25 protein-coding genes are annotated in these 23,754 nt (G+C 71.5%); 14 read left to right on the forward strand and 11 right to left on the reverse strand.

Annotation, left to right across the window (positions count from 1 at the left end; all coding sequences use genetic code 11):
* Positions 1-139: 139 nt before the first annotated feature.
* Complete coding sequence (locus tag Hrr1229_RS14860; protein ID WP_255212594.1) at positions 140-676, forward strand: acyltransferase; 537 nt, start codon at positions 140-142, stop codon at positions 674-676.
* Positions 677-678: 2 nt separating this feature from the next.
* On the opposite strand, the gene Hrr1229_RS14865 is transcribed toward Hrr1229_RS14860, so the two are convergent.
* Complete coding sequence (locus Hrr1229_RS14865) at positions 679-1,044, reverse strand: DUF5798 family protein (protein ID WP_123112172.1); 366 nt, start codon at positions 1,042-1,044, stop codon at positions 679-681.
* Between the two features lie 128 nt (positions 1,045-1,172).
* Here Hrr1229_RS14865 and Hrr1229_RS14870 point away from each other — a divergent pair, with 128 nt between their 5' ends.
* Complete coding sequence (locus Hrr1229_RS14870; RefSeq protein ID WP_123112171.1) at positions 1,173-2,033, forward strand: 5'/3'-nucleotidase SurE; 861 nt, start codon at positions 1,173-1,175, stop codon at positions 2,031-2,033.
* A 9-nt stretch (positions 2,034-2,042) separates the two neighbouring features.
* Here the strand turns inward: Hrr1229_RS14870 and Hrr1229_RS14875 are convergent, their stop codons facing one another.
* The gene (locus tag Hrr1229_RS14875) at positions 2,043-2,720 is read right to left on the reverse strand and encodes a nucleotide exchange factor GrpE (RefSeq protein ID WP_123112170.1); all 678 of its coding nucleotides are present in this window, start codon (positions 2,718-2,720) and stop codon (positions 2,043-2,045) included.
* A gap of 138 nt (positions 2,721-2,858) precedes the next feature.
* Between Hrr1229_RS14875 and Hrr1229_RS14880 the strand changes: the two genes are divergently transcribed.
* Positions 2,859-3,809, forward strand: a complete 951-nt coding sequence (locus tag Hrr1229_RS14880; RefSeq protein WP_123112169.1) for a DUF1028 domain-containing protein — start codon at positions 2,859-2,861, stop codon at positions 3,807-3,809.
* 63 nt (positions 3,810-3,872) lie between these two features.
* A complete protein-coding gene (gene menD / locus Hrr1229_RS14885) occupies positions 3,873-5,768 on the forward strand; it encodes a 2-succinyl-5-enolpyruvyl-6-hydroxy-3-cyclohexene-1-carboxylic-acid synthase (protein WP_123112168.1) in 1,896 nt (631 codons plus the stop codon).
* Positions 5,769-5,786: 18 nt separating this feature from the next.
* On the opposite strand, the gene Hrr1229_RS14890 is transcribed toward menD, so the two are convergent.
* A complete protein-coding gene (locus Hrr1229_RS14890) occupies positions 5,787-6,155 on the reverse strand; it encodes a BsuPI-related putative proteinase inhibitor (RefSeq protein ID WP_123112167.1) in 369 nt (122 codons plus the stop codon).
* Positions 6,156-6,254: 99 nt separating this feature from the next.
* On the opposite strand from Hrr1229_RS14890, the gene Hrr1229_RS14895 reads away from it, so the two are divergent.
* A complete protein-coding gene (locus Hrr1229_RS14895) occupies positions 6,255-7,007 on the forward strand; it encodes a DUF2797 domain-containing protein (RefSeq protein WP_123112166.1) in 753 nt (250 codons plus the stop codon).
* Positions 7,004-7,678: a TRIC cation channel family protein gene (locus Hrr1229_RS14900; RefSeq protein WP_123112165.1), complete on the forward strand. Its 675-nt coding sequence runs from the start codon at positions 7,004-7,006 to the stop codon at positions 7,676-7,678. Before Hrr1229_RS14895 ends, Hrr1229_RS14900 begins: the two co-directional genes overlap by 4 nt.
* A gap of 38 nt (positions 7,679-7,716) precedes the next feature.
* Here the strand turns inward: Hrr1229_RS14900 and Hrr1229_RS14905 are convergent, their stop codons facing one another.
* The 4 genes from Hrr1229_RS14905 to Hrr1229_RS14920 form a co-directional block, all read right to left on the reverse strand.
* The gene (locus Hrr1229_RS14905) at positions 7,717-8,799 is read right to left on the reverse strand and encodes an ABC transporter permease (RefSeq protein ID WP_123112164.1); all 1,083 of its coding nucleotides are present in this window, start codon (positions 8,797-8,799) and stop codon (positions 7,717-7,719) included.
* Complete coding sequence (locus Hrr1229_RS14910; protein WP_123112163.1) at positions 8,792-10,723, reverse strand: ABC transporter permease; 1,932 nt, start codon at positions 10,721-10,723, stop codon at positions 8,792-8,794. The genes Hrr1229_RS14905 and Hrr1229_RS14910 overlap by 8 nt, the downstream gene beginning before the upstream one ends.
* Positions 10,720-11,733, reverse strand: a complete 1,014-nt coding sequence (locus Hrr1229_RS14915) for an ABC transporter ATP-binding protein (protein ID WP_123112162.1) — start codon at positions 11,731-11,733, stop codon at positions 10,720-10,722. The genes Hrr1229_RS14910 and Hrr1229_RS14915 overlap by 4 nt, the downstream gene beginning before the upstream one ends.
* 93 nt (positions 11,734-11,826) lie before the next feature.
* Positions 11,827-12,342, reverse strand: coding sequence for a DUF21 domain-containing protein (locus Hrr1229_RS14920; protein WP_123112161.1), 516 nt, complete (start codon positions 12,340-12,342; stop codon positions 11,827-11,829).
* 347 nt (positions 12,343-12,689) lie between these two features.
* Here Hrr1229_RS14920 and Hrr1229_RS14925 point away from each other — a divergent pair, with 347 nt between their 5' ends.
* Complete coding sequence (locus Hrr1229_RS14925; RefSeq protein WP_123112160.1) at positions 12,690-13,211, forward strand: SRPBCC family protein; 522 nt, start codon at positions 12,690-12,692, stop codon at positions 13,209-13,211.
* 28 nt (positions 13,212-13,239) lie between these two features.
* On the opposite strand, the gene Hrr1229_RS14930 is transcribed toward Hrr1229_RS14925, so the two are convergent.
* The 3 genes from Hrr1229_RS14930 to Hrr1229_RS14940 all read right to left on the reverse strand — a co-directional run bounded on the left by Hrr1229_RS14930 (position 13,240) and on the right by Hrr1229_RS14940 (position 14,904).
* Positions 13,240-13,830 carry a flavin reductase family protein gene (locus tag Hrr1229_RS14930; RefSeq protein WP_255212525.1) on the reverse strand — a complete coding sequence of 197 codons (591 nt, stop codon included), beginning with the start codon at positions 13,828-13,830 and terminating at the stop codon, positions 13,240-13,242.
* Positions 13,831-13,872: 42 nt separating this feature from the next.
* Positions 13,873-14,355, reverse strand: a complete 483-nt coding sequence (locus Hrr1229_RS14935) for a VOC family protein (RefSeq protein ID WP_123112158.1) — start codon at positions 14,353-14,355, stop codon at positions 13,873-13,875.
* Positions 14,356-14,454: 99 nt separating this feature from the next.
* Positions 14,455-14,904, reverse strand: coding sequence for a DoxX family membrane protein (locus Hrr1229_RS14940; RefSeq protein ID WP_123112157.1), 450 nt, complete (start codon positions 14,902-14,904; stop codon positions 14,455-14,457).
* Positions 14,905-14,973: 69 nt separating this feature from the next.
* Between Hrr1229_RS14940 and Hrr1229_RS14945 the strand changes: the two genes are divergently transcribed.
* Both Hrr1229_RS14945 and Hrr1229_RS14950 read left to right on the forward strand, forming a co-directional pair.
* Positions 14,974-15,363: a helix-turn-helix domain-containing protein gene (locus tag Hrr1229_RS14945; protein WP_123112156.1), complete on the forward strand. Its 390-nt coding sequence runs from the start codon at positions 14,974-14,976 to the stop codon at positions 15,361-15,363.
* Positions 15,364-15,876: 513 nt separating this feature from the next.
* Entirely contained in the window at positions 15,877-16,338 is a 462-nt protein-coding gene (locus Hrr1229_RS14950) for a hypothetical protein (RefSeq protein ID WP_123112155.1), read from the forward strand.
* 26 nt (positions 16,339-16,364) lie between these two features.
* Here Hrr1229_RS14950 and Hrr1229_RS14955 read toward each other — a convergent pair whose 3' ends face one another.
* Positions 16,365-16,643 carry an acylphosphatase gene (locus Hrr1229_RS14955; protein WP_123112154.1) on the reverse strand — a complete coding sequence of 93 codons (279 nt, stop codon included), beginning with the start codon at positions 16,641-16,643 and terminating at the stop codon, positions 16,365-16,367.
* A gap of 84 nt (positions 16,644-16,727) precedes the next feature.
* Between Hrr1229_RS14955 and Hrr1229_RS14960 the strand changes: the two genes are divergently transcribed.
* The 5 genes from Hrr1229_RS14960 (at position 16,728) to Hrr1229_RS14980 (ending at position 23,689) form a co-directional block, all read left to right on the forward strand.
* Positions 16,728-18,257, forward strand: a complete 1,530-nt coding sequence (locus Hrr1229_RS14960) for a phosphomannomutase (protein ID WP_123112153.1) — start codon at positions 16,728-16,730, stop codon at positions 18,255-18,257.
* 157 nt (positions 18,258-18,414) lie between these two features.
* Complete coding sequence (locus Hrr1229_RS14965; RefSeq protein WP_123112152.1) at positions 18,415-19,572, forward strand: BMP family protein; 1,158 nt, start codon at positions 18,415-18,417, stop codon at positions 19,570-19,572.
* 151 nt (positions 19,573-19,723) lie between these two features.
* Positions 19,724-21,352, forward strand: coding sequence for an ABC transporter ATP-binding protein (locus Hrr1229_RS14970; protein ID WP_123112151.1), 1,629 nt, complete (start codon positions 19,724-19,726; stop codon positions 21,350-21,352).
* Positions 21,349-22,596, forward strand: a complete 1,248-nt coding sequence (locus tag Hrr1229_RS14975) for an ABC transporter permease (protein ID WP_123112150.1) — start codon at positions 21,349-21,351, stop codon at positions 22,594-22,596. The genes Hrr1229_RS14970 and Hrr1229_RS14975 overlap by 4 nt, the downstream gene beginning before the upstream one ends.
* Positions 22,589-23,689, forward strand: a complete 1,101-nt coding sequence (locus tag Hrr1229_RS14980) for an ABC transporter permease (RefSeq protein WP_123112149.1) — start codon at positions 22,589-22,591, stop codon at positions 23,687-23,689. The genes Hrr1229_RS14975 and Hrr1229_RS14980 overlap by 8 nt, the downstream gene beginning before the upstream one ends.
* The last annotated feature ends 65 nt before the right edge of the window (positions 23,690-23,754 follow it).

Here is a 23,754-nt window from a genome sequence, read left to right on the forward strand (position 1 = left end):
GTCGACGACCCTTTTACCCGTGCCCGCCGAACGTCCCCTCGTGACTCACGAGGACGGCGGCGCGGCGGCCGAACCGACGAGCTCCGCGGGGGCGACCGCGGTCGACCACGCGGCGGACGACGACTCCCGTACCGACCGACTGGACCGGCGTCCGACGCCCGGGGCGCGCAACTCGCTGTGGTCGTGGCCGGACGCGAAGTCGCCGCTCGCCGTCGTCCGCAACTACGTCGTCATCGTGCTCGCGCGGATCTGCCCGAGCCTCCGGCTGAAAAACTGGCTGTTGCGGCGGATCGGCGTCACGGTCGGCGCCGGCGTGTCGTGGGGGCTGGAGTCGACGCCGGACGTGTTCTGGCCCGAGCGCATCACCGTGGGCGACGACGCCATCGTCGGCTACGACGCGACGCTGCTGTGTCACGAGTTCCTTCAAGAGGAGTACCGCCTCGGCGACGTCGTCGTCGGGGAGAGTGCGATGATCGGGGCGGGCGCGGTCGTCCTCCCGGGCGTCACGGTCGGCGAGGGCGCGCGGGTCGCCGCCAACTCCCTCGTCGCCGCGGACGTCCCGCCGGAGACAACGGTAGCGGGCGTACCGGCCAAGGTCGTGTCGCGGTCAGACGGCGGAGACGACCCCGCCGACGGGACGGCCGACCCGGACGATCCGACCGAGTCGGTCGAATAGCGTTACGCGGCGTCGTCTGTGGACTCGCCGGCGTCGCTCTCGGCGGGGGCCGCGTCCTCGTCGGCGCTCTCGGCCGCGTCATCACCGGCGTTCCCGACGCCGTCCTCCGCGGCGGCGCGCTCCGCCTCGGTGATGTGGGCCTCGGTGCTGACGCTCTCCAGGTCGACGCCGACCTCGCGCGCGACCGCGTCGAGGACGGCCCGCTGCTCGGCCATCTCGTTCTCCAACTGCTGGACGCGCTCTGAGGTGTCGAGCACGGTCGTCTGGGTCTCCTCGACCTCGGCGCGGAGCTCGTTGATCTTCTGGTACGTGCGCTCGGCCTTGTCGGCGAGCGTCTGGATCTTCTTTGCCGTGTCCCCGAATCCCATGTCGGACGCTGGGGGCCCGGGATACGTGGGCTTTTCCGTTCGCCGCGGCCGGACCGGACCCCGGCCGAGCCAGTACTGGCCGCCCCGGGCGACGGTGGACTTTTGCCTGAACCGCCCGAGGTACCGGTATGAGCGTCGAGCGGATCCTGCTGACGAACGACGACGGCATCGACGCCGTCGGTCTCCGCGCCGTGTACGACGCGCTCGCGGTCGACTACGACGTGGTGGCGGTCGCGCCCACGGGCGACCGCTCTTCTATCGGCCGCGCCATCTCCGCCGACGTCGACGTCGCAGAGCACGAGTTGGGGTACGCCGTGGACGGGACCCCTGTCGACTGCGTCGTCGCCGGGGTCGACGAGCTCGTCCCGGACGCCGACCTCGTGATCGCCGGGTGCAACGAGGGGGCCAACCTCGGCGCGTACACCCTCGGGCGCTCCGGGACCGTGTCGGCGGTCGTCGAGGGGGCCTTCTTCGGCGTCCCGGGGATCGCGGCGTCGATGTACGTCCCGGGCGGCGACGACTGGCGGCAGCGGGAGCTGTCGCCCGCGTCGTTCGAGCACGCCGTCCGCGCCACGCGGTTCCTCGTCGAGGAGGCCGCGCCGGCCGGGATCTTCGAGCGGGCCGACTACCTCAACGTCAACGCGCCGATGGCGGAACCGGCCGAGGGCGACGGGGGGAGCGAGGCGACCGCGGACGGGGGCACGGCGGCCGACGCCGCGGCCGACCCCGCGCCGATGCGCGTCACCGCGCCCTCGGAGTGGTACGGAATGGAGGCGACGTCGGACGGCAACGGCGGCGTCTCCATCTCCGACCCGATCTGGGGGCGGATGTCGCCCGCGGAGGTGCCGGACTCCGTCGGCACCGACCGCCGCGCGGTCGTCGACGGCGAGGTGTCGGTCTCGCCGCTGTCGGTGCCGCACGCCGCGGAGCCGGACGCGGGGCTCGACGAGCTCGCGTCGCGGTACGGGAGCGATACGACCGGGGAGTGACCCCGCAGACTACGACTCGTCGGCGCTGACGGTGACCTTCGCCTCGCTGACGACGCGGTCGCCCATCTCGTACCCGGGCTCGTACACCTCGTGGACGGTGCCCTCGGGCTGGTCGCTCTCGACGCGGAGCATCACCTGGTGGCGCCCGGGGTCGACCTCGTCGCCCGGCTCGGGGGCGATGGGCTCGACGCCCTCCTCGGCGAGCACCTCGTCGAACTTCTCCAGCGTCGACTCGACGCCGGGGCGGAGGTCGCTCCCCTCCTCCTGGTCGAGCGCTCGCAGGAGGTCGTTGCGGACCGGGGTGATGCGCTCGACGAGCTGCTCGGAGGCGCGCTCGCGGATCTCGTCCTGCTTGCGCTTGGCGCGCTGCTTGTAGTTGCTGAAGTCCGCCTTCACCCGGGCGAGCTTGCTCGTCAGCTCGTCGACCTCTTCCTCGGCCTCCAGCAGCTCCTCGCGCGTCTCGTCGAGCTCCGCTTCCAGCTCGGCCACCTCCCGCGCGAGCGCCGCGTCGTGCTCGGCGACGGCGGCGGCCAGCGCTTCCCCGCCGCGGGCGTTCGCATCGTCCTCGCCGGACTCCCCGCTCGCTTCCCCGGCGGTCGCCTCCGCCGTGCCGTTCGCGCTCGCCGCGTCGGCCGCGGCGTCGTCGGGGGACTCGACCTCGACGTCGACGGCGTCGTCGTCGCTCATACCCGATCGAAGTCGGTCGGCGTGCATAAGCGTTGCAGAACGCGGCCGCGGGCGGCGGCGCGGAGCGGGTCGCTCGCGCTCGCGGCGTCGGGCGTCTCGACCGGATTTATGAGGCCGGCCGCCGATCGGTCGGGTCGCATGCCACCCCGCCCCTCGACGTTCTCGATCGCCGCCCGCGACCCGGAGACCGACGCCGTCGGCGTCGCCGTCCAGTCGAAGTTCGTCGGCGTCGGCGCGGTCGTCCCGTTCGTCAGCGCTGACGCGGGCGCGATCGCGACGCAGAGCTTCGCGAACGTCGCCTACGGACCCGACGGGCTCGACCTCCTCCGCGAGGGGCGCGACGCCGCCGCGGTCGTCGACGAGCTCACGAGCGCCGACGACGAGGCGCCCTCCCGACAGGTCGGCGTCGTCGGTCTCGACGGCGAGCCGGCCGCGTTCACGGGCGAGGAGTGCCACGACTACGCCGGCGACCTGCAGGGCGAGCAGTACACCGTGCAGGGGAACATCCTGGAGAACGCCGAGACCCTCACGGCGATGGCGGAGGCGTTCGAGGAGACGACCGGCGGGCTCCCGGAGCGTCTCATCGCCGCGCTCCACGCCGGCAACGCGGCTGGCGGCGACAAGCGCGGCGAGCAGTCGGCGGCGCTGTACGTCGCCAAGCCGGAGGGCGGGTACGACGGCCGCAACGACCGGTGGATCGACGTGCGCGTCGACGACCACGAACGGCCGATCGACGAGCTGGAGCGCGTGTTCAAGCTGTACGACGTCACCCTGCTGGAGCGCGAGGCGCCCGACGAGACCCGCGAGCTGACCGGCGACGCGGCGACCGAGGTGGCGGCGATCCTCGCCGACCTCGGCTTCCTCGACGAGAGCGACGCGGCCGAGGGCGACGCGGCCGACGTCGACGCCTTCGGCGAGCCCCACCGGGAGGCGCTGGAGACGTTCCGCGGGATGAACAACTTCGAGAACCACCCGATCCCGGTGTTAGAGGACGCCATCGCCCGCGGCTGGGCCGACGCGGAGGGTGAGGGCGAGGACCGGCTCGTCGACGCGGTGTGGCACGGGCTCTCGCGGCTGGATAGAGTATAAAACGTCCCGCCCTCGAGACCGACCCGCGGGAGTATTTAAATATCGACCACCTAGCGGCGGTTAATGACCGCGCCGAACCGGAACGCGCTGTGGGCGAGGGCGCTCGTGGACGAGCTGGTCGCCGCCGGCGTCGACAGCGTCGTCGTCTCGCCGGGCAGCCGCTCGACGCCGCTGACCATGGCCGCCGCCCGCAGCGACGACCTCCGCGTCTTCTCGCAGTTGGACGAGCGCTCCGCCGCCTACTTCGCGCTGGGCCGCGCCCGGCGGACGGGGAGCGTCACGCCGCTGATCTGCACCTCCGGCACCGCCGCCGCCAACTACCACCCCGCCGTGATGGAGGCGAGCGAGGCCCGCGTCCCCCTGCTCGCGCTCACGGCCGACCGCCCGCCGGAGCTCCGCGACTCGGGGGCCAACCAGACCGCCGACCAGGAGAAGCTGTACGGCGACGCCGTCCGATTTTATAAGGACCTCCCCGAACCGGCGCCGAACGACCGCGCGCTCCGCTCGCTGCGGACCACCGTCTCGCGCGCCGTCGGGACCGCCGAGGGCGCCGACCCGGGCCCGGTGCATCTCAACGTTCCGTTTAAGAAGCCGCTGGAGCCGACGCGGGTGGCGGACGACGTGCCCGCCGACCTCGATCCGGTCGCCGCGACCGGCCGGGACGGCCCCTACGTCGACGTGACGCCGGGGTCGCCGGAGCCGGGAGACGAGGAGTTGCGCGCCCTCGCGAACGAGCTCGCGAGAACCGACCGCGGGCTGATCGTCGCCGGCCCCGCGGACCCGCCCGGACTCGACGCGGAGTCGGTGACGGCGCTGTCGCACGCGACCGGGTTCCCGGTCCTCGCCGACCCGCTCTCCGGCGTCCGGTACGGCGGCCACACTCGGGTCGCGCCAGTGATCGGCGCCTACGATGCCTACCTCTCGGCAGATGTCGCGGGGGAGGACGACGCCGGCGAAGACGGCGGGGCTCCGGACGCCGACGCCGCCGGCTGGACCGACCCCGAACTGGTCCTCCGGCTCGGCGCGTCGCCCACCTCGAAGCGCCTCCGCAAGTACCTCGCCGGCACCGGCGCCGACCAGTACCAGGTCGACCCCGCGGGGCGCTGGCGCGAGGCCGAGTTCGCCGCGACCGACCTCGTCGTCGCCGAGCCGAGCCGCCTCTGTGCCCGGCTCTCGCGGCTGGGAGGCGGGGGCGGCGGCGACCCGGACTGGCGCGCGCAGTGGGAGGCGGCCGACCGCGCCGCCCGGGCGATTCAGGAACGAGAGGCGGCGGACCGCCTCCCGGGAGACGACCCCGTCGGCTTCCACGAGGGCGACGCGCTCCGGGTCGTCGCCGACGCGCTCCCGGACCCGGCGACGCTGTTCGTCTCCAACTCCATGCCCATCCGCGACCTCGACCGGTTCGTCGGGCCGACGACGACGAGCGTCACCGCGCTCGGCAACCGCGGCGTGAGCGGGATCGACGGGATCGTCTCCAGCGCGCTCGGGGCCGGCTCAGCGACGACCGACGACCTCACCCTCGTCGTCGGCGACCTCGCGCTGTACCACGACGCGAACGGCCTGCTTGCGCTCGACCGGTGCGACGTCGACGCGACGGTCGTGCTGATCAACAACGACGGCGGGGGGATCTTCCACGCGCTCCCGATCGAGTCGTTCGAGCCGGAGTTCACGGAGTCGTTCAAGACGCCCCACGGCATCGAGTTCGAGCCGATGGCCGACCTCCACGGGCTCGAGTACGCGCGGGTCGACGCGCGGCCCGAAGCGGTCGGCGACGGGGCCGAAGGGGCGGACGGGGCCGCGGAGGAGGCCGCCGCCGCGCTCGGGGAAGCGTACGCCCGGGCCAAAGAGGCCGACGGCTCGCACCTGATCGAGGTCCGGACAGACGCCGAGTCGAGCCACCGGACGCGCGAGCGGCTCGCGTCCGCGGTCGAGGACGCGGTCCACGGCGACGGGGACTGAGGGGCGACCCGCGCGGCGTCACTCGACCGCGACTCGCGCGGTCGCCGCCGCATCGTGGTCCTCGGCGGTCAGCGACCCGACGACTCGGAACTCTCCCGCCGGCGGGTCCGGCCACGTCCCCTCGTAGGTCGCCGACTCGCCCGGCCCCAGCGTCTCGGTTCCGAGCGCCTGCGTGAACACCCGCCCCTCACCGTGTCGCCAGACGGGGTCGTCGTCTCCCGGCTCGGCGTCGCCCGGCTCGGCGTCGACTCCCTCGTACGCCGCGAAGTCGGCGCGCTGGCCGGTCCGGAACCGGAGCGTGACGGGGTCGTCGCCCTCGTTCGTCACGGTGAGCGCGAGGTCGACTCCCTCGTCGCCGTCGGCGGTCGCGAGCGCGGCGTCGAGCATGCGACCAGATCGCACGGGACGCGATTTAAAAACAGGGCTCGGGCGGGTCCGCCCCTCGGCGACGACGCGCATAAGTCGGGGCTCCCCCTACTGGCGAACGTGCAGGTCGTGGGCTACGAGTCGGGCGAGGGACTCTACGTCGCCAGCGGCGGCGCGGTCGAGTTCGTCGAGGCGGACGCCGGGACGGAGCTCGCGTACGGCCTCGGCGACCGCCGCTGCGCCGGGACCGTCCACGACGGCGAACACGTCGCCTGCGACGCCTCAGACGCCCCCTACTGCGACGCCCACGACAGCGTCTGGGTCTGCGCGCGGTGTACGGGGACGTGTTTAAAAGACGAGATGGACTGTCACGAGGAGCACGCGCTGTACCTCGCCGCGTTCGCGCCCGACGTGTTGAAGGTCGGCGTGACGCGGCTGTGGCGGCTGGAGACGCGGCTCCGCGAGCAGGGCGCGGACCGGGCCGCCCACGTCCGGACCTTCCCGGACGGCCGGGTCGCCCGGCAGGTGGAGGCCGAGCTGGCCGACGGCGACGACCTCGTCGACCGGGTCCGGGTGCCGACGAAGCTCGCCGGGTTCGGGCGCGCGGTCGACGAGTCGGCGTGGGAAGCGCTCCTCGACCGGTTCGACCCGATCGACCGCTTCGCGTTCGACTACGGGCTCGACCTCGCCGACCGCCCGGTCGCGGAGACGATGGCGGCCGGCACGGTGCGCGGCTGGAAGGGCCGGGTGCTGGTGCTCGACCGCGGCGGGTCGACGTACGGGGTCGACGCCCGGGAGCTGGTCGGGTACGAACTCACCGACGAGGTTCCGGGCCGCGAACTGCAGTCGAGCCTGGGGGCGTTCGGCGAGTGACGGAGGGACTCGTGGCGGTCCTGTTCGGTGACCCCTTCGCCGTCATGAACACGATCGGGCTGGTCGCGTTCGCGCTCGTGGGGTCGACGAAGGCGATCCGGGAGGAGTTCGACCTGTTCGGCGTCGCCGTCGTCGGGCTGGCGATGGCGTTCGCCGGCGGGGTGACCCGCGACCTCCTCGTGAACCGCGTCCCGCTCGCCCTCCAGTCGCCGGTCGAGATCGCGCTCGGACTCGTCGGCGTCGGGTTGGCCGTCGGCCTCAGCGTCGCCCTCCAATCGGCCGACACCCACCCGATAACGCTCGTCGCGGACGCGATCGGGCTCGCCGCGTTCGCGACGACCGGCGCGATCGTCGCCGCCGACGCGGGCGTCTCCGCGTTCGGCGTCGTCGCGGTCGCGACGATCAACGCGGTCGGCGGCGGCGCGTTCGCGGACATCCTGCTCGACCGCGCGCCGTTCATTTTGTTCGACGACTTCTACGCGAGCTGCGCGGTGCTGGGCGGGGCGACGTACTGGGCGCTCGGCGCGCTGGGCGGTCTCGGCGGAATCGCCGCCGCCGGCTGTGCGGCGGTGACCGTCGGGAGCCGGCTGGTCGCGGTCGCGTACGGCTGGAGCGTCCCCACCGCCGGGTGGGTCGAGCGGCTCGTCGAGCGCGTCAGCGGCAAGCGGTAGCTCGGACCGGCGAGCGGTGAGCCCTATTTAAAAAGGGCTCAGCTCTCGAACCCGTTCTCCGCGACGAGCGCCCTGACGCCGGCGTACGCGACCGCCGCGATACCGACGTAGGCGACGACGAGGGCGGTCGTCGTCGCGTCCGCGCTGTCGATCGCGAGCCGCGCGACCGCGTTCGCGGGCCCGCCGGCCATCGCCGTGGCGCCGCCGAACAGGACGAGGACCCCGACCGAGTAGAGGAACTGGGCAGCCCGGCGGTCGGGCGCGAGCGCGGAGATGGCGACCGCCAGCGCGACGACGAGCGTCGTCAGCGCGGTCATCAGCGCGAGGATCGACGGGACGTTGGCGACGGGCGTCCCGTTCGCGCGGAGCAGGAGCAGCCACAGCAGCGCCTGTCCGGGGGCGATCGCGACCGCGGCGAGCGCCTTGCCGTCGACGATCTCCCCCAGCGTGACCGGGGCGACGCGGAGCAGTTCGAGCGTCCCCTCGTCGATCTCCTCGGTGATCGAGTCGACCACGAGCGACCCGGAGATGAAGACGGGGAGGAAGACGAGAACCGGGATCAACACGGTGTAGGTGAACGTGAAGTACGGGCTGGAGCCGGTCCGCTCCGGGAGCGGAAGCGGCGACTCGCTGAGGGACGCGGCGCGGTCGGCGCGCTCGTTCAGCTCGTAGGTCCGCAGCAGCTCCCGGAGCTGGACGACGATCACGGTGGTCTCGACGGTCGCGTCCGGCGCCGTGACCGTGGCCGAGATCCGCCCCTCGTCGTGCCGGTTCACCACGACCACCGCGTCGGCGGCGTTGCGGTCGAAGGCGAGCCGCGCGGCGGCGGCGTCCTCGTACGGGGTGACCGAGGCCCCCTCGACCTCGCTCGCGGCGCGTTCGAGGTCGCTCACGGCGTCGCCCGCGCCGGCCACCTCCACCTCCGCGCCGCCGAGCGCGCCGGGGTCGTACATCGAGACGAGCCCGACCACGAGGAACGACGAGAACGCCGCGATGAACAGCTGGATCGCGACCGCGAGCAGGATCGTCTTCTCCGCGCGCAGGCCCGCCAGCTCGCGGCCGGCGATCGTCAGGCGGCTGCTCTTTCCGGCGGTCGTCGCCCCGCCTTCACCCTCACCCATGGATGCTCACCACCCCGAAGTTGTACGCGGCGTGGAGCAGCGTCGCCAGCGCCAGCGTCAGGACGTAGTACGTCCGGTTCCGGCTCGCGCCCACCGCGGCGACGGTCGTCGCGAACCCGTGGAGCAGGAGGGGCGCGAACAGCAGCGCCGCGACGGCGACCGGGGAGAGCCCCTCGACGCCGGCGACGCTCCCGAACGCGGCTCGGCCGACGTACAGGTCGGTGAGCCCGACCGCCTGCACGACCGCCGTGGCCTTCTCGGCGAGGAAGAAGCCGACCGCGGAGGCGAGCCCGACCGCGACGGCGACCCGGTCGGCCCGGGCGAAGACGCCGCGCTCGAACCCGGCGTAGAGGTGGACGCTTTTCGCGACCTCCTCGATGAAGGCGATGGTCACGAGCAGCACGGGGATCGACACCGTCACCGGCAGTGCGAACAGCGTCGCGACCGCCAGCAGCTCCGCGACGAACACGAAGGGGATCGTGAAGGCGGTGAGGAGCGCGACCGACCCGAGCGCGCGGATCCGCCGACGGTCGACGAGGTCGGCGAGGACGACGTCCTCTATCGCCGAGAGCCGCACCGCGAGCGCGTCGAGGAGCTTCCGCGCCACGGGCTTCTGGGTGAACATGTCTTCCTCGCGGTACACCCCGAGCCCGAGCCCGAACAGGAGGGCGGCGCCGAGCGCCATCGGCCCGGTCGAGAAGAGGGCCTCGCCGACCGAGACGGCCTCCCCTTGCAGGTCGAAGACGACGAGCGTCAGCGGCGACACCAGTGCGACGGGCGTTACGTTGGTGAAGATGGCCGGCACGAAGGCGTACGTCGTCAGGAGCACGCTGACGCCGACCGTGACGAAGGTGAGCTCCTTGAACGACCGCGCGAACATCGCGCCGACGAACGTGGCCGCGAGGAAGGTCAGCGCCACCGGAAGCACGGCGATCACCGAGAGGGGGCCGCCCCCCACGGCGGCCGCGATGAGCGTCGTGACGAGCAGCGCGGCCGCGACGTACGGCAGCGTCTTCCCGGCGACGATGTCGACCGGCGAGAGCGGCGTGACGAGCAGCGGCTCCCCCCGCCGGTTCGTGCGCTCGTCGAGAATCGAGGAGCCGTACGCCTGGATGAGGAAGTTCATCGGGACGAGGAAGACAAACGCGAGAAGCAGCGAGACGAACGGGAACGGCGGGGAGATCGACCCCGGCGACCCGACCGTGTCGGCGCCGAACGCCGCGCCGCCGACAGAGGGGACCGCGAGGCCGTCGCCGGCGGTGTCGTCGGCCGTCACCGGGTCTCCGCTACCGTCCGCGTCGCCGCCCTCCGAGTCGCCGTCGCTCCCGCCGCCGTCGGTGGAGCCGTCTCCGCCGCCGGATCCGTCCCCGCTTTCGCTGTCGCCCCCGCTACCGCCGTCGTCCTCGCCGAGCGTCGAGCCGTCGTCGAGCCCGCTCGTCCGACCGACGTACTGGAGGGTGACGGTGATCGGGAAGGCGGCGGTCGCGTTCTCCTCGGCGGCCATCAGCCGCTCGTTGTGCGCCTCGACGGCCTCGCGGAACTCGGCGGCCGCGGCCTCGCCCTTCCGCGTGTCGCTGGCCCGGACGGCGACGGTCTCGACCGCGCCGGTCCGGCTCCCGCCGCCGTCGAACACGACGAGGTCGGCCGTGTCGCCGAGTTCGGCCCCCTCGACGGGGACCGGCGTCAGCGCCGGCGCCTCCTCGACCGCGTCCGCGTACGGGGAGTCGCCGTCGACGGCGACCCGGTAGACGTCGCGGTCGACGTCGAGCCCGACCGCTCCGGCCGCGAGCCCCCCGCCGAGGACGCCGCCGGCGACGAGCAGGAGCGCGAGCGCCGCGAGCAGCGTGCGGCGGTCGACGCCGCCGCCGGCGCGGGCGACCTCCCAGCGGGCGACCCGGAGGACCCTCCGGAGCCGGTCGATCACTCGGCCCCCTCCGGCGGCCCCGCGGGGCGTTTCTCGTCGTCGCCTCCGGTATCGTCGTCCGTCTCATCGACCGGCCCGCCGCCGGCCGCGTACCGTCCGGGCATCGGTCGCCCGACGATGTCGAGGAACACGTCCTCCAAGCTGGGTTCGCGGGTGCGGATGTCGACGACCTCGCCGCCGGCGTCGGCGGCCGCCGCCCGGACCGCCTCGACCGCGTCCATGTCCGGTACGACGGTGCGGAACCGGTCGCCGACCTCCTCGGTCGCGGCGCCCGGGTCGTCGAGCGTCTCGGTCAGCCGCTCGGTGACCGCGGGCGAGACGTCGGTGAACACGTGGTACGTCGTCTCGCCGTGTCGCTCGCGGATCCCGTCGACGCTCCCGCGGGCGACGATGCGGCCCTCGTTCATCACCACGACGCGGTCGCAGACGGACTCGACGTGGTAGAGGTTGTGCGCGGAGAAGACGACGGTCTTCCCGGCCGCGCGGAGCTCGCGGGTGAACTCCAGCACGGAGTTCGTCGTCACCGGGTCGAGCCCCGAGGCGGGCTCGTCGTACACGAGCACGTCCGGGTCGTTGACGAGCGACCGGGCGATGGCGACCTTGCGTTTCATCCCCTTCGACATGTCGCCGAGCCGGCGCTCGCGGTGGTCCAGTTCGAGCCGGTCGAGCGCGGCCTCGATGCGCTCGTCGGCGACGTCGCGCGGCACGTCGTACAGGTCGGCGAAGAACCGCAGGTACGACAGCGGCGTCATCTCCTCGTACAAGGGCGACTCCTCGGGGAGGAAGCCGAGTCGCCGTCGCATCTCCGGGTCGTCCGAGGGGAAGCCGGCGACCGTGACCTCGCCGTCGGTGGGCTCGACCAGTCCCGCGAGCACCTTCAGCGTCGTCGTCTTGCCGGCGCCGTTCGGGCCGACGATGCCGAACACCTCGCCCTCCTCGACGGAGAAGCCGCTGTCGACGACGGCCGCGAAGTCGCCGTACGTCTTCCGTAGCCCCTCCACCTCGATCATGGGATTCGCTCGGCCGCGGGACGGGTTAAACCCACCTCCGCGGCTATCAGCCGCGAGAACGCGGAGCGAGGGTCACGGATCCTTCGGCGCGATTCAATCCGTGTACGGCTTCTCGATATTCGCGTCGCCGCTGATGTACGCGTTCATCCGACGGGTGATCCCGTCGAACAGCGTGATGACCGGAGAGAGGACGCGCTCGACCAGCCGGACCGGCGATGCGATCCGCAGCGACCACCGCTCAGCGTTTCCGAGGCCGAACGCCTTGGGGACGATCTCGCCGAACACGAGGACGAGAAAGCTGGTACACAGGGTCGTCACCACGACCGCGCTGCCCGTGGGGAGGTAACTCGCGACCAGCACGGTGACGATACTCGAGATCGCGATGTTGACGACGTTGTTCCCGACGAGCAGCGTCACCAGCAGGCGGTGGGGGTCGTCGTAGAGCTCCTTCAGGATCTTGCCCCGCGGGTCACCCGTGGCGGCCTGCTGCTCGAACCACTCCGCCGGCAGCGAGAAGATCGCGGTCTCCGAGCTGGAGAAGAACGCGCTGAGCGACAGTAACGCGATTACCGCTGCGATCCCGGCCAACCCGAGTGTGACTCCGACCATGCGACGTAATTTAAAACGTCATCAAAGAGAGTGTCGGCCGGCTGCGCGGGATCGAAACAGACGCGCTCCGGTTCGAGCGCGTTTTCGGCGGACGAAGCCGTGACGGCCGGTCGCGGCGTCGACGAAAAAAAGTGGCTCGACGGCGTTACTCCTCTTCTTCCTCTTCCTCGACGGGGCCTCGGCCCCGTTTCCAGACTCCCTTCGCCGATGTGTCGTGCGGTGCCGTGTGCGAGACGTCTTTCATGGTGTCGCGGTCGTTGGCCATGTTGGGTTCGAGTTGCTCGGATCCCCGTATTAACCCTTCGTGGAAAGAGATAATGATACCTGATACCATATAAGGTATTAATATGCGTCGGCTTAACTACGACGAGAACGTTGGACGGATCGTGACTTACCGGTCTCGTTCGGGCGGCGAATCGGACGGACGTTTCGATCTCGGCGGGTGTCGCGTCGACTCCGCGTCGAGCGTCGAGCGAGAGGGAGCGACGCTCGCCGTGGGTCGCGACGTCGCCGTCGCGCCGGCGGTCGCCGCCGAGGCCCTCCGCGACACGCACACGTGGCCGGACTGGGGGCCGGCGATCGACGCCGTCGAGAGCGACGACCGCCACGTGACCAGCGGGACGAGGGGGCGTGTCTCGGTCGGCGGCGCGTGGATCCCGTTCCGCGTGACCGCGTGCAACGATCGTCGGTGGGAGTGGCGGGTCGCGGGGGTCCCCGCGACCGGTCACCGCGTCGACCGGTACCCGAGCGAGTCCGATCGCAGCCGCGTCGTGATCGAGGTGCCGGTCGCGGCGGCGTGGTACGTCCCCGTCTGCCGGCGCGCGCTCGACCGGTTCGCGGCGCTGGTGGAGGGCGACGCGGAGAGATAAAAAGGCGCGACGAGGGCGACGGCGCGAGCTACGGCGGACGCTCCAGTTCGAACCGGTCGTCGGTACTGGCGTACCACTCGCCGGCGAGCCGGCCGACCGTGTCGAGGCGGTCGACGTCGATCTTCCCGTCGGTCAGCGCGCCCTCGGCGACGTGGGCGTAGACGACCTCGCCGAGCACCAGCGTCGAGGTGCCGATCTCGACGGCGTCGTACAGCTCGCACTCGAGGCTCACGGCCGCCGCGGCCACCCGCGGCGCGTCGACCCGGACGGACGGGGCGCGGTCGATCCCGACGCGGTCGAACTCGCTCTCGCCCGCCTCAAGCGTCGCGCTCGACGCGTTCATCGCCTCGACGACGGTCTCGGTGACGACGTTGACGACGAACGCCTCCGTCTCCAGGGCGTTCGCGAGCGTGTCCTTCGGGTCCGCCGCGGTCGCCACCGGCGAGAACGCGACGACCGGCGGGTCGATCGCGACGGTGTTGAAGAAGCTGTACGGCGCGAGGTTCTCGCCCGCCGGCCCCCGCGAGGAGACCCACGCGATGGGGCGCGGCGTCACCGCGGTCGAGAGCAGGCGGTACGGCGACCCGAAGGCGTCCGGTTCGCCGCTCCGGTGGGACACCGGACCGTCGGAGTGTGTGTCAGCGGGGCGCTCGCCCGCCATTCAGCTCTCGTACCCCTCCGCGAACGGGTCGATCTCCTCGCTGCCTGGCTCCTCCTCGTCGCGGGTGAACCCCGGCCCCTCGGTCGCCAGCTCGAAGACGAGCCCGTCGGGGTCGCTGAAGTAGATGCTCTTGAAGTAGGTGCGGTCCTTCACCTCGGAGACCCGCACCCCCTGCTCGCGGAGGTGCTCTTGCCACTCGCGGAGCGTCTCCTCGTCTTCGACGCCGAACGCGAAGTGGTGGCTCGCGCCCGGCCCGGGCGCGCCCTGCGAGTTCGGGTACTCGAAGTAGGTGACGTTGGTCCCGGGCTCGCCCTCGGGCGTGGACGAGAAGTAGTAGTGCGGCGTCCCCGGGTCGTCGTAGTTCTGGGTCCGCTTGACGGTGTGCCAGCCGAGCGCGTCCTCGTAGAACGCGACCGTCTCCTCCATGTCGGTGCAGATGTTCGTCACGTGGTGCAGTCCGGTAGTGGGCGGGGCGTCGGTCATGAGTGTCTCATCGGTGGTCGCGAAGTCAGTTAGTGGTACTGGCGGGTCGGCAGAGCGGTCGAGAAGCGATTCAGTCGTCTCGGAACGGTCGCGTCCGGCTCAGAACAGACCGAGGCCCAGCGCGTAGGGCCACGCGGTGCCGCCGACGGCGAGCAGCGCGACCGCCGCGCCGGCGCCGTAGACGTTCTTGAGGAAGCTCGTCATCTCGTTCTGCTTCTCCTCCGGGTCGTCGACCGACCAGAAGTCGTGCATCGTCACGGCGGAGACGAGCAGGAAGGCGGCGAGCGCGCCGGCCGCGAGCACGGGGAACGCGCCGAGGACGACGCCGAGCCCGCCCAGCACGAGCAGGAGCCCGGAGGCGATCACGGAGAAGCGCGGCGCCGGGAGCCCCTTGAACTCGGCGTAGCCGGCCATGGTGTCGACGTCCATGAAGTGGTTCAGGCCCATGAACGCGAGCGTCGCGCCGAACAGGATCCGGCCGAGCAGGAACAGTTCGCCCGCGAGGGGGCCGTCGAGCTGCAGTGGTAGCGTCGTGAATTCAGCTAACATCGTGTAACTACGTATACGGACGTAACCTATATATCGCTTCCCGGACAATACGGTTAGTAGGTAACACCGATGTCATCGCAGGAACTCGCCGGCTCCGATCCGGCGGACACGACCGAAGGGGAGCCCGACGCGGATGCCTCGTCCGGCCCGGACACGCCGTGTCCGGTTGTCGACTCGCTCGAACAGATCGGCTCGCGCTGGCGGCTCGTCGTGCTGCACGAGCTGTTGAACGGCGAGTCGCGGTTCAACGAGCTGAAACGCGAGACCGACGCGAACGCCCGGACGCTCTCGCGCGTGCTCGACGACCTCCAAGAGACCGGCTTCGTCGACCGGCGGTTGGAGGAGGAGTCGCCGGTGGCGACGTACTACAGCCTCACGCCGAAAGGCGAATCGCTCGCGCCCGTCTTCGAGGAGATCGACGACTGGGCCCACGAGTGGCTCGCCGAATGTAGCGGGTAGGATATCGTCGGCGGGGTCGGCGATCGGTACTCAGCGTCTCCCGGTCCCGTGGCTGCCTGTTTTTAAATGGTAGTTGATGGACCGGCGGTGAGCACTTCCAAAGCCCCAGCCGGGAGGACAGCGCACGCTCGCTGCGCGCTTCAGTCGCTCGCGATGCTCGCTCCTTCCAGTGCTTGCGTCGCCTGCGCTGTCCTCCCGGCTGCCCCTTTGAGTCCCACCCAGTCGCACCGCGACCGCAGCCTCACGCCTCCCCAGCCTCGTCACCGGCGCTACGCGCCGGTTGCAAGCGAGAGCTCCGCTCTCGCCCTGTCGGTGGTCCTCCGCTTCGCTCCGGACCACCGACTCCCTCGCGCGTGCGGTTCGCGGCCTGTCGGCCGCTCACCGGCACGCGCCGCCTCACCGCCTTTTATTTATAAAAGCCGGCGCTATCGATCGCCTTTTTATACGCTACGTCGCCGGGGTTCGGTTCCCGCCGGCGAAACGCACACGTCCCCTCGGTCCGTACGGATCGGCGTGTACGCCGGACTGAAGAACACCCCCTGTTGCCTCTGCGGGCGCGACGAGACCCACACCCGGATCGCGGTGCCGCCGCGGGCGCTCGGGCTGATGGAGAACGGCGATCCGATCTCGTGGCGCGACGTGGTCGGGGCGGTGACGCTCCGCTTCTGCGCCGACGACTGGGAGCTCGTGAGCGACCTCGCGATCGAGATGGACACGCACCCGCTCTCGCGGTGTAACGCGGCGCACGTCTCGCTCGACCTCCGCGAGGACCACGAGGCGCTCCTGTCGGCGGTCAAAGGCGAGACGGACCAGACGGAACTGGAGTCGCGGCTCGCCGGCGAGGCAGAGGCGACGCTCGACGCCGTCGACGACCCCTACACGGAGGAGCGCGACGTGGTCGAGGCGGTCGTGGTGTTGCGCGCGTTAGCGGAGCTCGGCGTCCGCGACCCGCCGGGCGACCCGGTGGCGCCGTAGCGCGATCCGCGCTTAGGAGTCGCCGGTCACCACCGCACCTCGAACCCGTCTAGCCCCTCCGGCTCCGCGTACGTGGCGTCGACGTCGTCGACATCGGCCGCCTTACTCCCCGTCTCGCACCACGCGACCATCTCGCGGACCGCGTTCTCCGGCCCTTCGAAGACGGCCTCGACGCGCCCGTCGTCGAGGTTCCGTACCCAGCCGTCGACGCCCTTCTCCCGGGCGGTGTCGCGCGTCGTCGCGCGGTAGTAGACGCCTTGTACGCGACCCGAAACGTACACGTGTGCTCGCGTGCGGTCGGCCATCGACCGGGGCTGTGACGCCCGCCGGCTTAAATACGGCGGCGCGCAACCGACGGCTTCTAACTGTTCGCCGGCGCAGGCGGGGGTATGGACTTGTTCGGAACCGCGGGGATCCGCGGGAGCGCCGAGGAGCGGGTCACCCCCGAACTCGCGCTCGCCGTGGGGCGCGCCGTCGCGGCGGAGGTACGGGGAGCGGCCGAGGCGGACGGAAGCGACCGGACGAACGGGGACGGGCGGCCCGCCGAGGTCGTGCTCGCCCGAGACGGACGCGTGACGGGCGACGCGCTCGCGGCGGCGATGGAGTCGGGGCTCGCGTCGGGCGGCGTCCGGGTGCTGCGCGCGGGTCGGCTCCCGACGCCGGCGCTCGCGCACGCCTCGCGGGGCCGGTACGGCGTCATGCTCACCGCCTCGCACAACCCCCCGACCGACAACGGGATCAAGCTGTTCCGCGACGGCAGCGAGTTCGACCGGGAGGCCGAGCGCGCCGTCGAGGAGCGGGTGTCGAACGGGGGGCCGCCCGCGGCGTGGGACGCGTGGACCGAGACGGAGCGCGTCGACGCCCTCGGCGGGTACCTCGGTGACGTCCGCGCGTACGCGGAGCGGTTCGGCGCCCCCCTCGACGGGCTCCGGGTCGCGGTCGACTGCGGGAACGGGATGGCCGGGCCCGCGACGCCGACCGTGCTCCGCGAGCTCGGGGCCGACGTCGTCACGCTCAACGGGAACGTCGACGGCCACTTCCCGGGCCGCGGCAGCAAGCCGACCCCGGAGACGCTCCGGGACCTCCGCGCGTTCATCGCCGACGCCAACGAGGGACTGGACGACCCCGGCCGCCCGGGTACGGACGGGGGGAGCGAAGCCCGCGACGCCGAGGGCGACACGGCGGGGTTCGCGTTCGGAATCGGCCACGACGGCGACGCCGACCGGATCGTGGTCGTCGACGCCGACGGCGAGGTGGTCCACGAGGACACCGTCCTCGCGATGCTCGCGGAGCGGTACACCCGCGAGAGCGACGCGGCCGATCCCGTGGTCGTCACGACCCCGAACGCCTCCGGTCGGATCGACGAGCGCGTCCAAGAGGCGGGCGGACGCGTCGAGCGCGTTCGGCTTGGCGCCCTCCACGAGGGCATCGCGGCGGTCCGCGAGGAGGCGACGGCCAGCGGGGAGATGGACGCGGAAGCGGGCGGAGACGCCGACACCCGCGTCGTCTTCGCCGCGGAGCCGTGGAAGCACATCCACGTCGCCCACGGCGAGTGGATCGACGGGGTCGCCTCGGCGGCCGTGATCGCCCGGCTCGTCGCCGACGAGGGACTCGACGGCCTCCGCGAGCCGATCACGGAGCGCCCGTACCGCAAGGTGAGCGTCGACTGCCCCGACGACGCCAAGGCCGGGGCGATGGAGCGGCTGGAGACCGAGCTGCCGGCGGCGTTCCCCGACGCGACCGTGGACACCGACCACGGCGTCCGCCTGGAGTTCCCGGACGCCTCGTGGACGCTGGTCCGGCCCTCCGGCACGGAGCCGTACGTCCGGGTGTACGCCGAGAGCGACGCGGTCGACGAGCTCGTCGCGAACGTCGAAGCCGTCGTCGCCGACGCGGTGAGCGCGGCCGCGGACCCGTGACCCCGGCCGATCGCCGCGCATAAGCCACGAACGTGAACGGGTTCGGGGCCGTTCGGTGCGAATCGGCGACGTATCTCCCGTCCGCTACCGGGAACGTGCGATATCGGGCGTCGGGAACGACGATTTTATGATGCGTACCCACTCCCTTGTACGTGACATGGTATCCGACCTCGATCGGCGGCGGTTCGTCAAGGCGGCAAGCGCAGCGGGCCTCATCGGCCTCGCCGGCTGTAGCGGCGGGCCGAGCGACGACGGTTCGGACGGCAACGACTCGGAGGACGGCTCGGACGGGTCCGACGGCGACGACGGGATGGACGGGTCCGACGGCGACGACGGCTCGGACGGCGGGAACGGCCCGGCGGCGAACATCGGGATGGTGTACGCGACCGGCGGCCTCGGCGACGGGTCGTTCAACGACCAGGCCCAGCAGGGGGCGATACAGGCCGAAGAGGAGCTCGACATCTCCTTCCAGGAGGCCCAGCCCGACGAGGTGGCGCAGTTCAGCAACTTCCAGCAGCAGTTCGCGGAGTCGACCGATCCGAACTACGACCTGGTCTGCTGTATCGGCTTCCTCCAGGCGGACTCGCTCTCGGAGACGTCCGGGTCGTACCCCGACCAGAACTTCATGATCGTCGACTCGGTTGTCGACGGAGACAACGTCGCGAGCTACACGTTCAAGGAGCACGAAGGGTCGTACCTCGCGGGCCTGATGTCGAGCCTCCTCACCACCCGCGACTTCTCGGCGGGCGCGGGGTCGACCGCGGGCGACTCCACGAACGTCGGCTTCGTCGGCGGCGTCGAGTCCGGCCTGATCCAGAAGTTCCAGGCCGGCTTCGAGGCGGGCGTCGCGGCAGGCAGCGACGACGTCGACGTCAGCGTCAACTACACCGGCAGCTTCAACGACCCCGCGGCGGGCCGCGAGGCGGCGACCGCGATGTACAACAGCGGCGCTGACATCGTCTACCACGCCGCGGGCAACACCGGCACCGGCGTCTTCCAGGCCGCGCAGGAGCAGGAGAAGTTCGCGATCGGCGTCGACCGCGACCAGTCGGTCACGCGTCCCGACTACGCCGACGTCATCCTCGGTAGCATGGTCAAGCGGGTCGACACGGCCGTCTACAACGCGATCGACGCGACCGTCGACGGCGAGTTCCCCGGCGGGTCGAACGTCGCGCTCGGCCTCGACAACGAGGGCGTCGCGCTCGTCTACGGCGACCAGCTCGGCTCCGAGATCCCCACCGACGTCCAGGACGAGGTCGCGACCGCGCGAGAGGACATCATCGCCGGCGACATCTCCGTCCCCTCGGAAGTCTAGCGCGTCGATCCGCGGACCGCCGCCGCCGACGGACGAGACGCGCGGCGACCGATCCGCGCGCAGATCGGAGTGTCGGCCGCTCCCCCGGCCGCTCGGACCGGACCATATCCAAACATATTCACCCCCGCTCGAATCAGTGGGTACTAGACCAATGGCCACAGCCGTCCACCTCGACGGGATAACGAAGCGGTTTCCCGGAGTCGTGGCGAACGACGACGTCGACCTCGAAGTCGAGCGCGGCACCGTCCACGCCCTCCTCGGCGAGAACGGGGCCGGCAAGACGACGCTGATGAACGTTCTCTACGGCCTCTACGAACCGACGTCGGGGGTGGTTCGGCTCGACGGCGAACCGCGCGAGTTCGGCTCGCCGCGGGACGCGATCGACGCCGGGATCGGGATGATCCACCAGCACTTCATGCTCGTGGACCCGATGACCGTCACCGAGAACATCACGCTCGGCAACGAGCCGCGGAAGTGGGGAGGGCTCGCCGTCGACCGATCCGGGGCGCGCGAGGCCGTCGTCGAGCTTGCCGACCGCTACGGGTTCGACGTCGACCCGGACGCGCGGATCGAGGACGTCTCCGTCGGGGAGCAACAGCGCGTCGAGATCCTGAAGGCGCTGTACCGCGGCGCCGACACGCTGATCTTAGACGAGCCGACCGCCGTGTTGACGCCTCAGGAGGTCGACGAGCTGTTCGGCGTGCTCGACGAGCTCACCGCGCAGGGGAAGACGATCATCTTCATCACCCACAAGCTCGGCGAGGCGATGCGCGCGGCCGACGACATCTCCGTCCTCCGAGACGGGCGGAAGGTCGGGACCGTCGACGCGGACGCGACCACGCAGGAGGAGCTCGCGGAGCTGATGGTCGGTCGCGAGGTCCTCATGGAGATCGACCGCGGGGCCGCGGAGGCGGGCGAGGTCGTCGCCTCGGCCTCCGATGTCGTCGTCGAGGACGACCGCGGGGTCCGGGCGGTCGACGGCGTCTCCTTCGAGGTCCGCGCCGGCGAGGTGTTCGGGATCGCCGGCGTCGACGGCAACGGCCAGTCGGAGCTCGTCGAGGCGGTGACCGGCCTTCGGACCCCCGACGGGGGCGAGATCCGGTTCGTCGGGGAAGACGTCACGACCGCCTCGCGGCGGCAGCGGATCGACGCCGGGATGGCGTACATCCCCGAAGACCGCCAGGAGCGCGGACTGGTGATGGAGTTCGACCTCGTCGAGAACGGACTCCTCGGCAGCCAACACGGCTCAGAACTCGCCTCCAACGGCCGGATCGACTGGTCGAAAACCCGGGGACACGCCGAGTCTATCATCGACGAGTACGACATCCGACCGCCGGACGCCGACGCCGGCGCGGAGTCGCTCTCCGGCGGCAACCAGCAGAAGTTCATCGTCGGCCGCGAGTTCGAGCGCGACCCGGAGCTGGTCGTCGCCTCGCACCCGACGCGGGGCGTCGACGTCGGGTCGATCGAGTTCATCCACGAGCGGCTCCTAGAGCTCCGCCGTCAGGGCGTGGCGATCCTCCTCGTCTCCTCGAAGCTCGAGGAGGTACAGGGGCTCTCGGACCGCTTGGCCGTCGCCTACGAGGGCGAGTTCGTCGACGTGGTCGACCCGGACGAGACGACGGAAGAGGAGCTCGGCCTGCTGATGGCCGGGGAGCGGCCGGGAGACGACGGCGGGGACGGAGGTGGATCGGCGGCGACGGGGCGCGGCGAGGGCGACGAGACCGATCGGGACGCGCCGACCGACCTCGCGGACGCCACGGACGGTGAGCGAGCGTGAGCGCCGCCGACCGCGCGCGGGACGCTCTCTCTCGGCTGGTCGACGCGTCCGCGACCGAGCGGATCCTGATCAGCACGGCGGCGCTCGTCCTCTCCGTCCTCATCGGTGCGGTGCTGGTCCTCGTGGCCGGTCGGATGACGACGTGTACCGCGGGCGAGGCGGTGTACTACTTCGGGATGGGGTTCTGTTACGACCCCGTCGTCGTCTTCGATCGGCTCTTCCTCGGGGCGCTCGGCGACCCGTTCAGCGGGAGCTGGTCGCCGAACGGGCAGTTCTCGGTTACCCTCCGGGAGACGACGCTGCTGCTGTTCACCGGGCTCTCGGTTGCCTTGGCGTTCCGCGCCGGGATCTTCAACATCGGGACGCAGGGACAGATGGTCGTCGGCGCGCTGGCGACCGCGCTCGGCGTCCTCTGGGCGTCGTCGCTCGTGTCGGGCGTCGTCGGAACCGTCGTGCTGATCCCGTTCGGGCTCCTCGTCGGCGCGGTGTTCGGTGGTCTCTACGGAGCGGTTCCGGGTCTGCTGAAGGCGTACGCCGACGCCAACGAGGTGATCACGACGATCATGCTCAACTTCATCGCTACCGGCGTCGCGCTCTACCTCGTCAGCGGGGTGTTCAAGGACCCCGAGAGCGCCGCGAACCAGACCGTACCGCTCCCGGAGTTCGCGCAGTTCCCGGCTCTGCTGTTCGGCGCCCGGCAGGACTTCTCGATCGTCGCGCTCGCGTTCGGTCTCCTCGCCGTCGCCGCGCTGTACTACGTCCTCGAGCACACGGCCTTCGGCTACGACGTCCGAACGAGCGGCGTCCAGCCCGGGGCGGCCGAGTACGGCGGCGTCGACGCCAAGCGCACCGTCGTCGCGAGCCTGACGCTGTCGGGCGCGCTCGGCGGTATCGCCGGCGCGATGTACGTGATGATGATCCTCGGGACGTTCCAGACCGGCATTCCCTCGTACGGCTTCGACGGGATCACCGTCTCGATCCTCGCCGGCAACAACCCGCTCGGCGTCGGGATCGCCGCGCTGCTGTTCGGCGTGCTGAAGAGCGGGACGACGGTCGTGCAGTTTGCGACCGACGTGCCGCCGCAGCTCGTCGGCGTCCTCCGTGGGCTCATCATCCTGTTCGTGGCGATGCCGGAGTTCTTCCGGCTGATGGCCCGCGGACTGCCGGGCACGGGGTCGAGGCCGGAGGCGGTCGCGACCGACGGCGGCACCGCCGGCGACGGCGGAGGTGAGACCGATGAGTGACGCGCCCGCGGACCCCGAGGGCGCCGGCGTCTCGGCCGAGAGCGCCGAGGGTGAGGGCTTCTTCGAGCGGTACACGACCCGGGCGATCGCCGCCGGCGTGACGGTCGCCACGGTCGTCGCGCTGCTGCTCGCCGGGGCGCTGTTCCCGGACTCGCTCGCGGGGACGCTCTCGGACGCGCTCACGAGCCGGAACACGCTCGCGTCGGCGCTGCGGCTGTCCGTGCCGATCGCGTTCGCCGCCCTCGGGGGTATCTTCGCGGAGAAGTCGGGCGTGATCAACATCGGGCTGGAGGGGCTCCTGATCATCTCGGCGTTCAGCGCCATCTACGTCGCCGACCTCACCGGCGGTGTCTGGCTCGGCTTCGCCGGCGGAGTGGTCGCGAGCACGCTGCTCGCGGCGCTGTTCGCCGTCGTGACGATCGGGTTCCGCGCGGACCAGATCATCGCCGGGCTCGCGGTCTGGCTCATCGCGCTCGGGCTCGCGCCGTTCGCCTCGCAGGTGATCTACGGCAGTCCGAACACGCCGATCGTGGCGACGTCGCCGTCGATCACGGTGCCGGTGCTCGCCGACATCCCGTTCTTCGGCGCGCTCTTCTCGGCGTCGCCGTCGGTGTACATGCTGTTCGCCGCCGTCTTCGGCTCGTGGTACGTCTTCGAGCGGACGGCGTTCGGCCGGTGGATCCGCGCTAGCGGCGAGAACCCGAAGGCGCTCGATACCGCCGGTGTGAGCGTTACCCGCGTCCGGTACGCGGCGGTGCTGATCTCGGGCGTCCTCGCGGGAATGGGCGGCGCGGCGCTGTCGCTCGACCTCGGTCAGTTCACCGGCAACGGCCCGACGATGGTCAACGGGAAGGGGTTCATCGCCATCGTCGCGTACCTGTTCGGCAACTACAACCCGGTCGGGGCGTTCCTCTCGACGATGCTGTTCGCGGGGCTGGACGCGGTCCAGACCGTGCTCCAGCTCCAGGGGATCGGGATCCCCCGTCAGCTCATCCGGGTCACGCCGTTCGTGGTTGTCATCCTCGTCCTCGCCTTAGTCGGGCGGACGCGGCTCCCAGAGGCGGCCGGGGAGCACTACGAGACGGAGGAGTGAGGCCTCGTCCGGGACGAGAGGAGGGGTGAGGCCTCGTCCGAGGCCGACGCGGTCGGCGAAGGCCG

Origin of the sequence: Halorubrum sp. CBA1229 (assembly GCF_003721435.2) — an archaeon.
Classification (GTDB): Archaea; Halobacteriota; Halobacteria; order Halobacteriales; family Haloferacaceae; genus Halorubrum.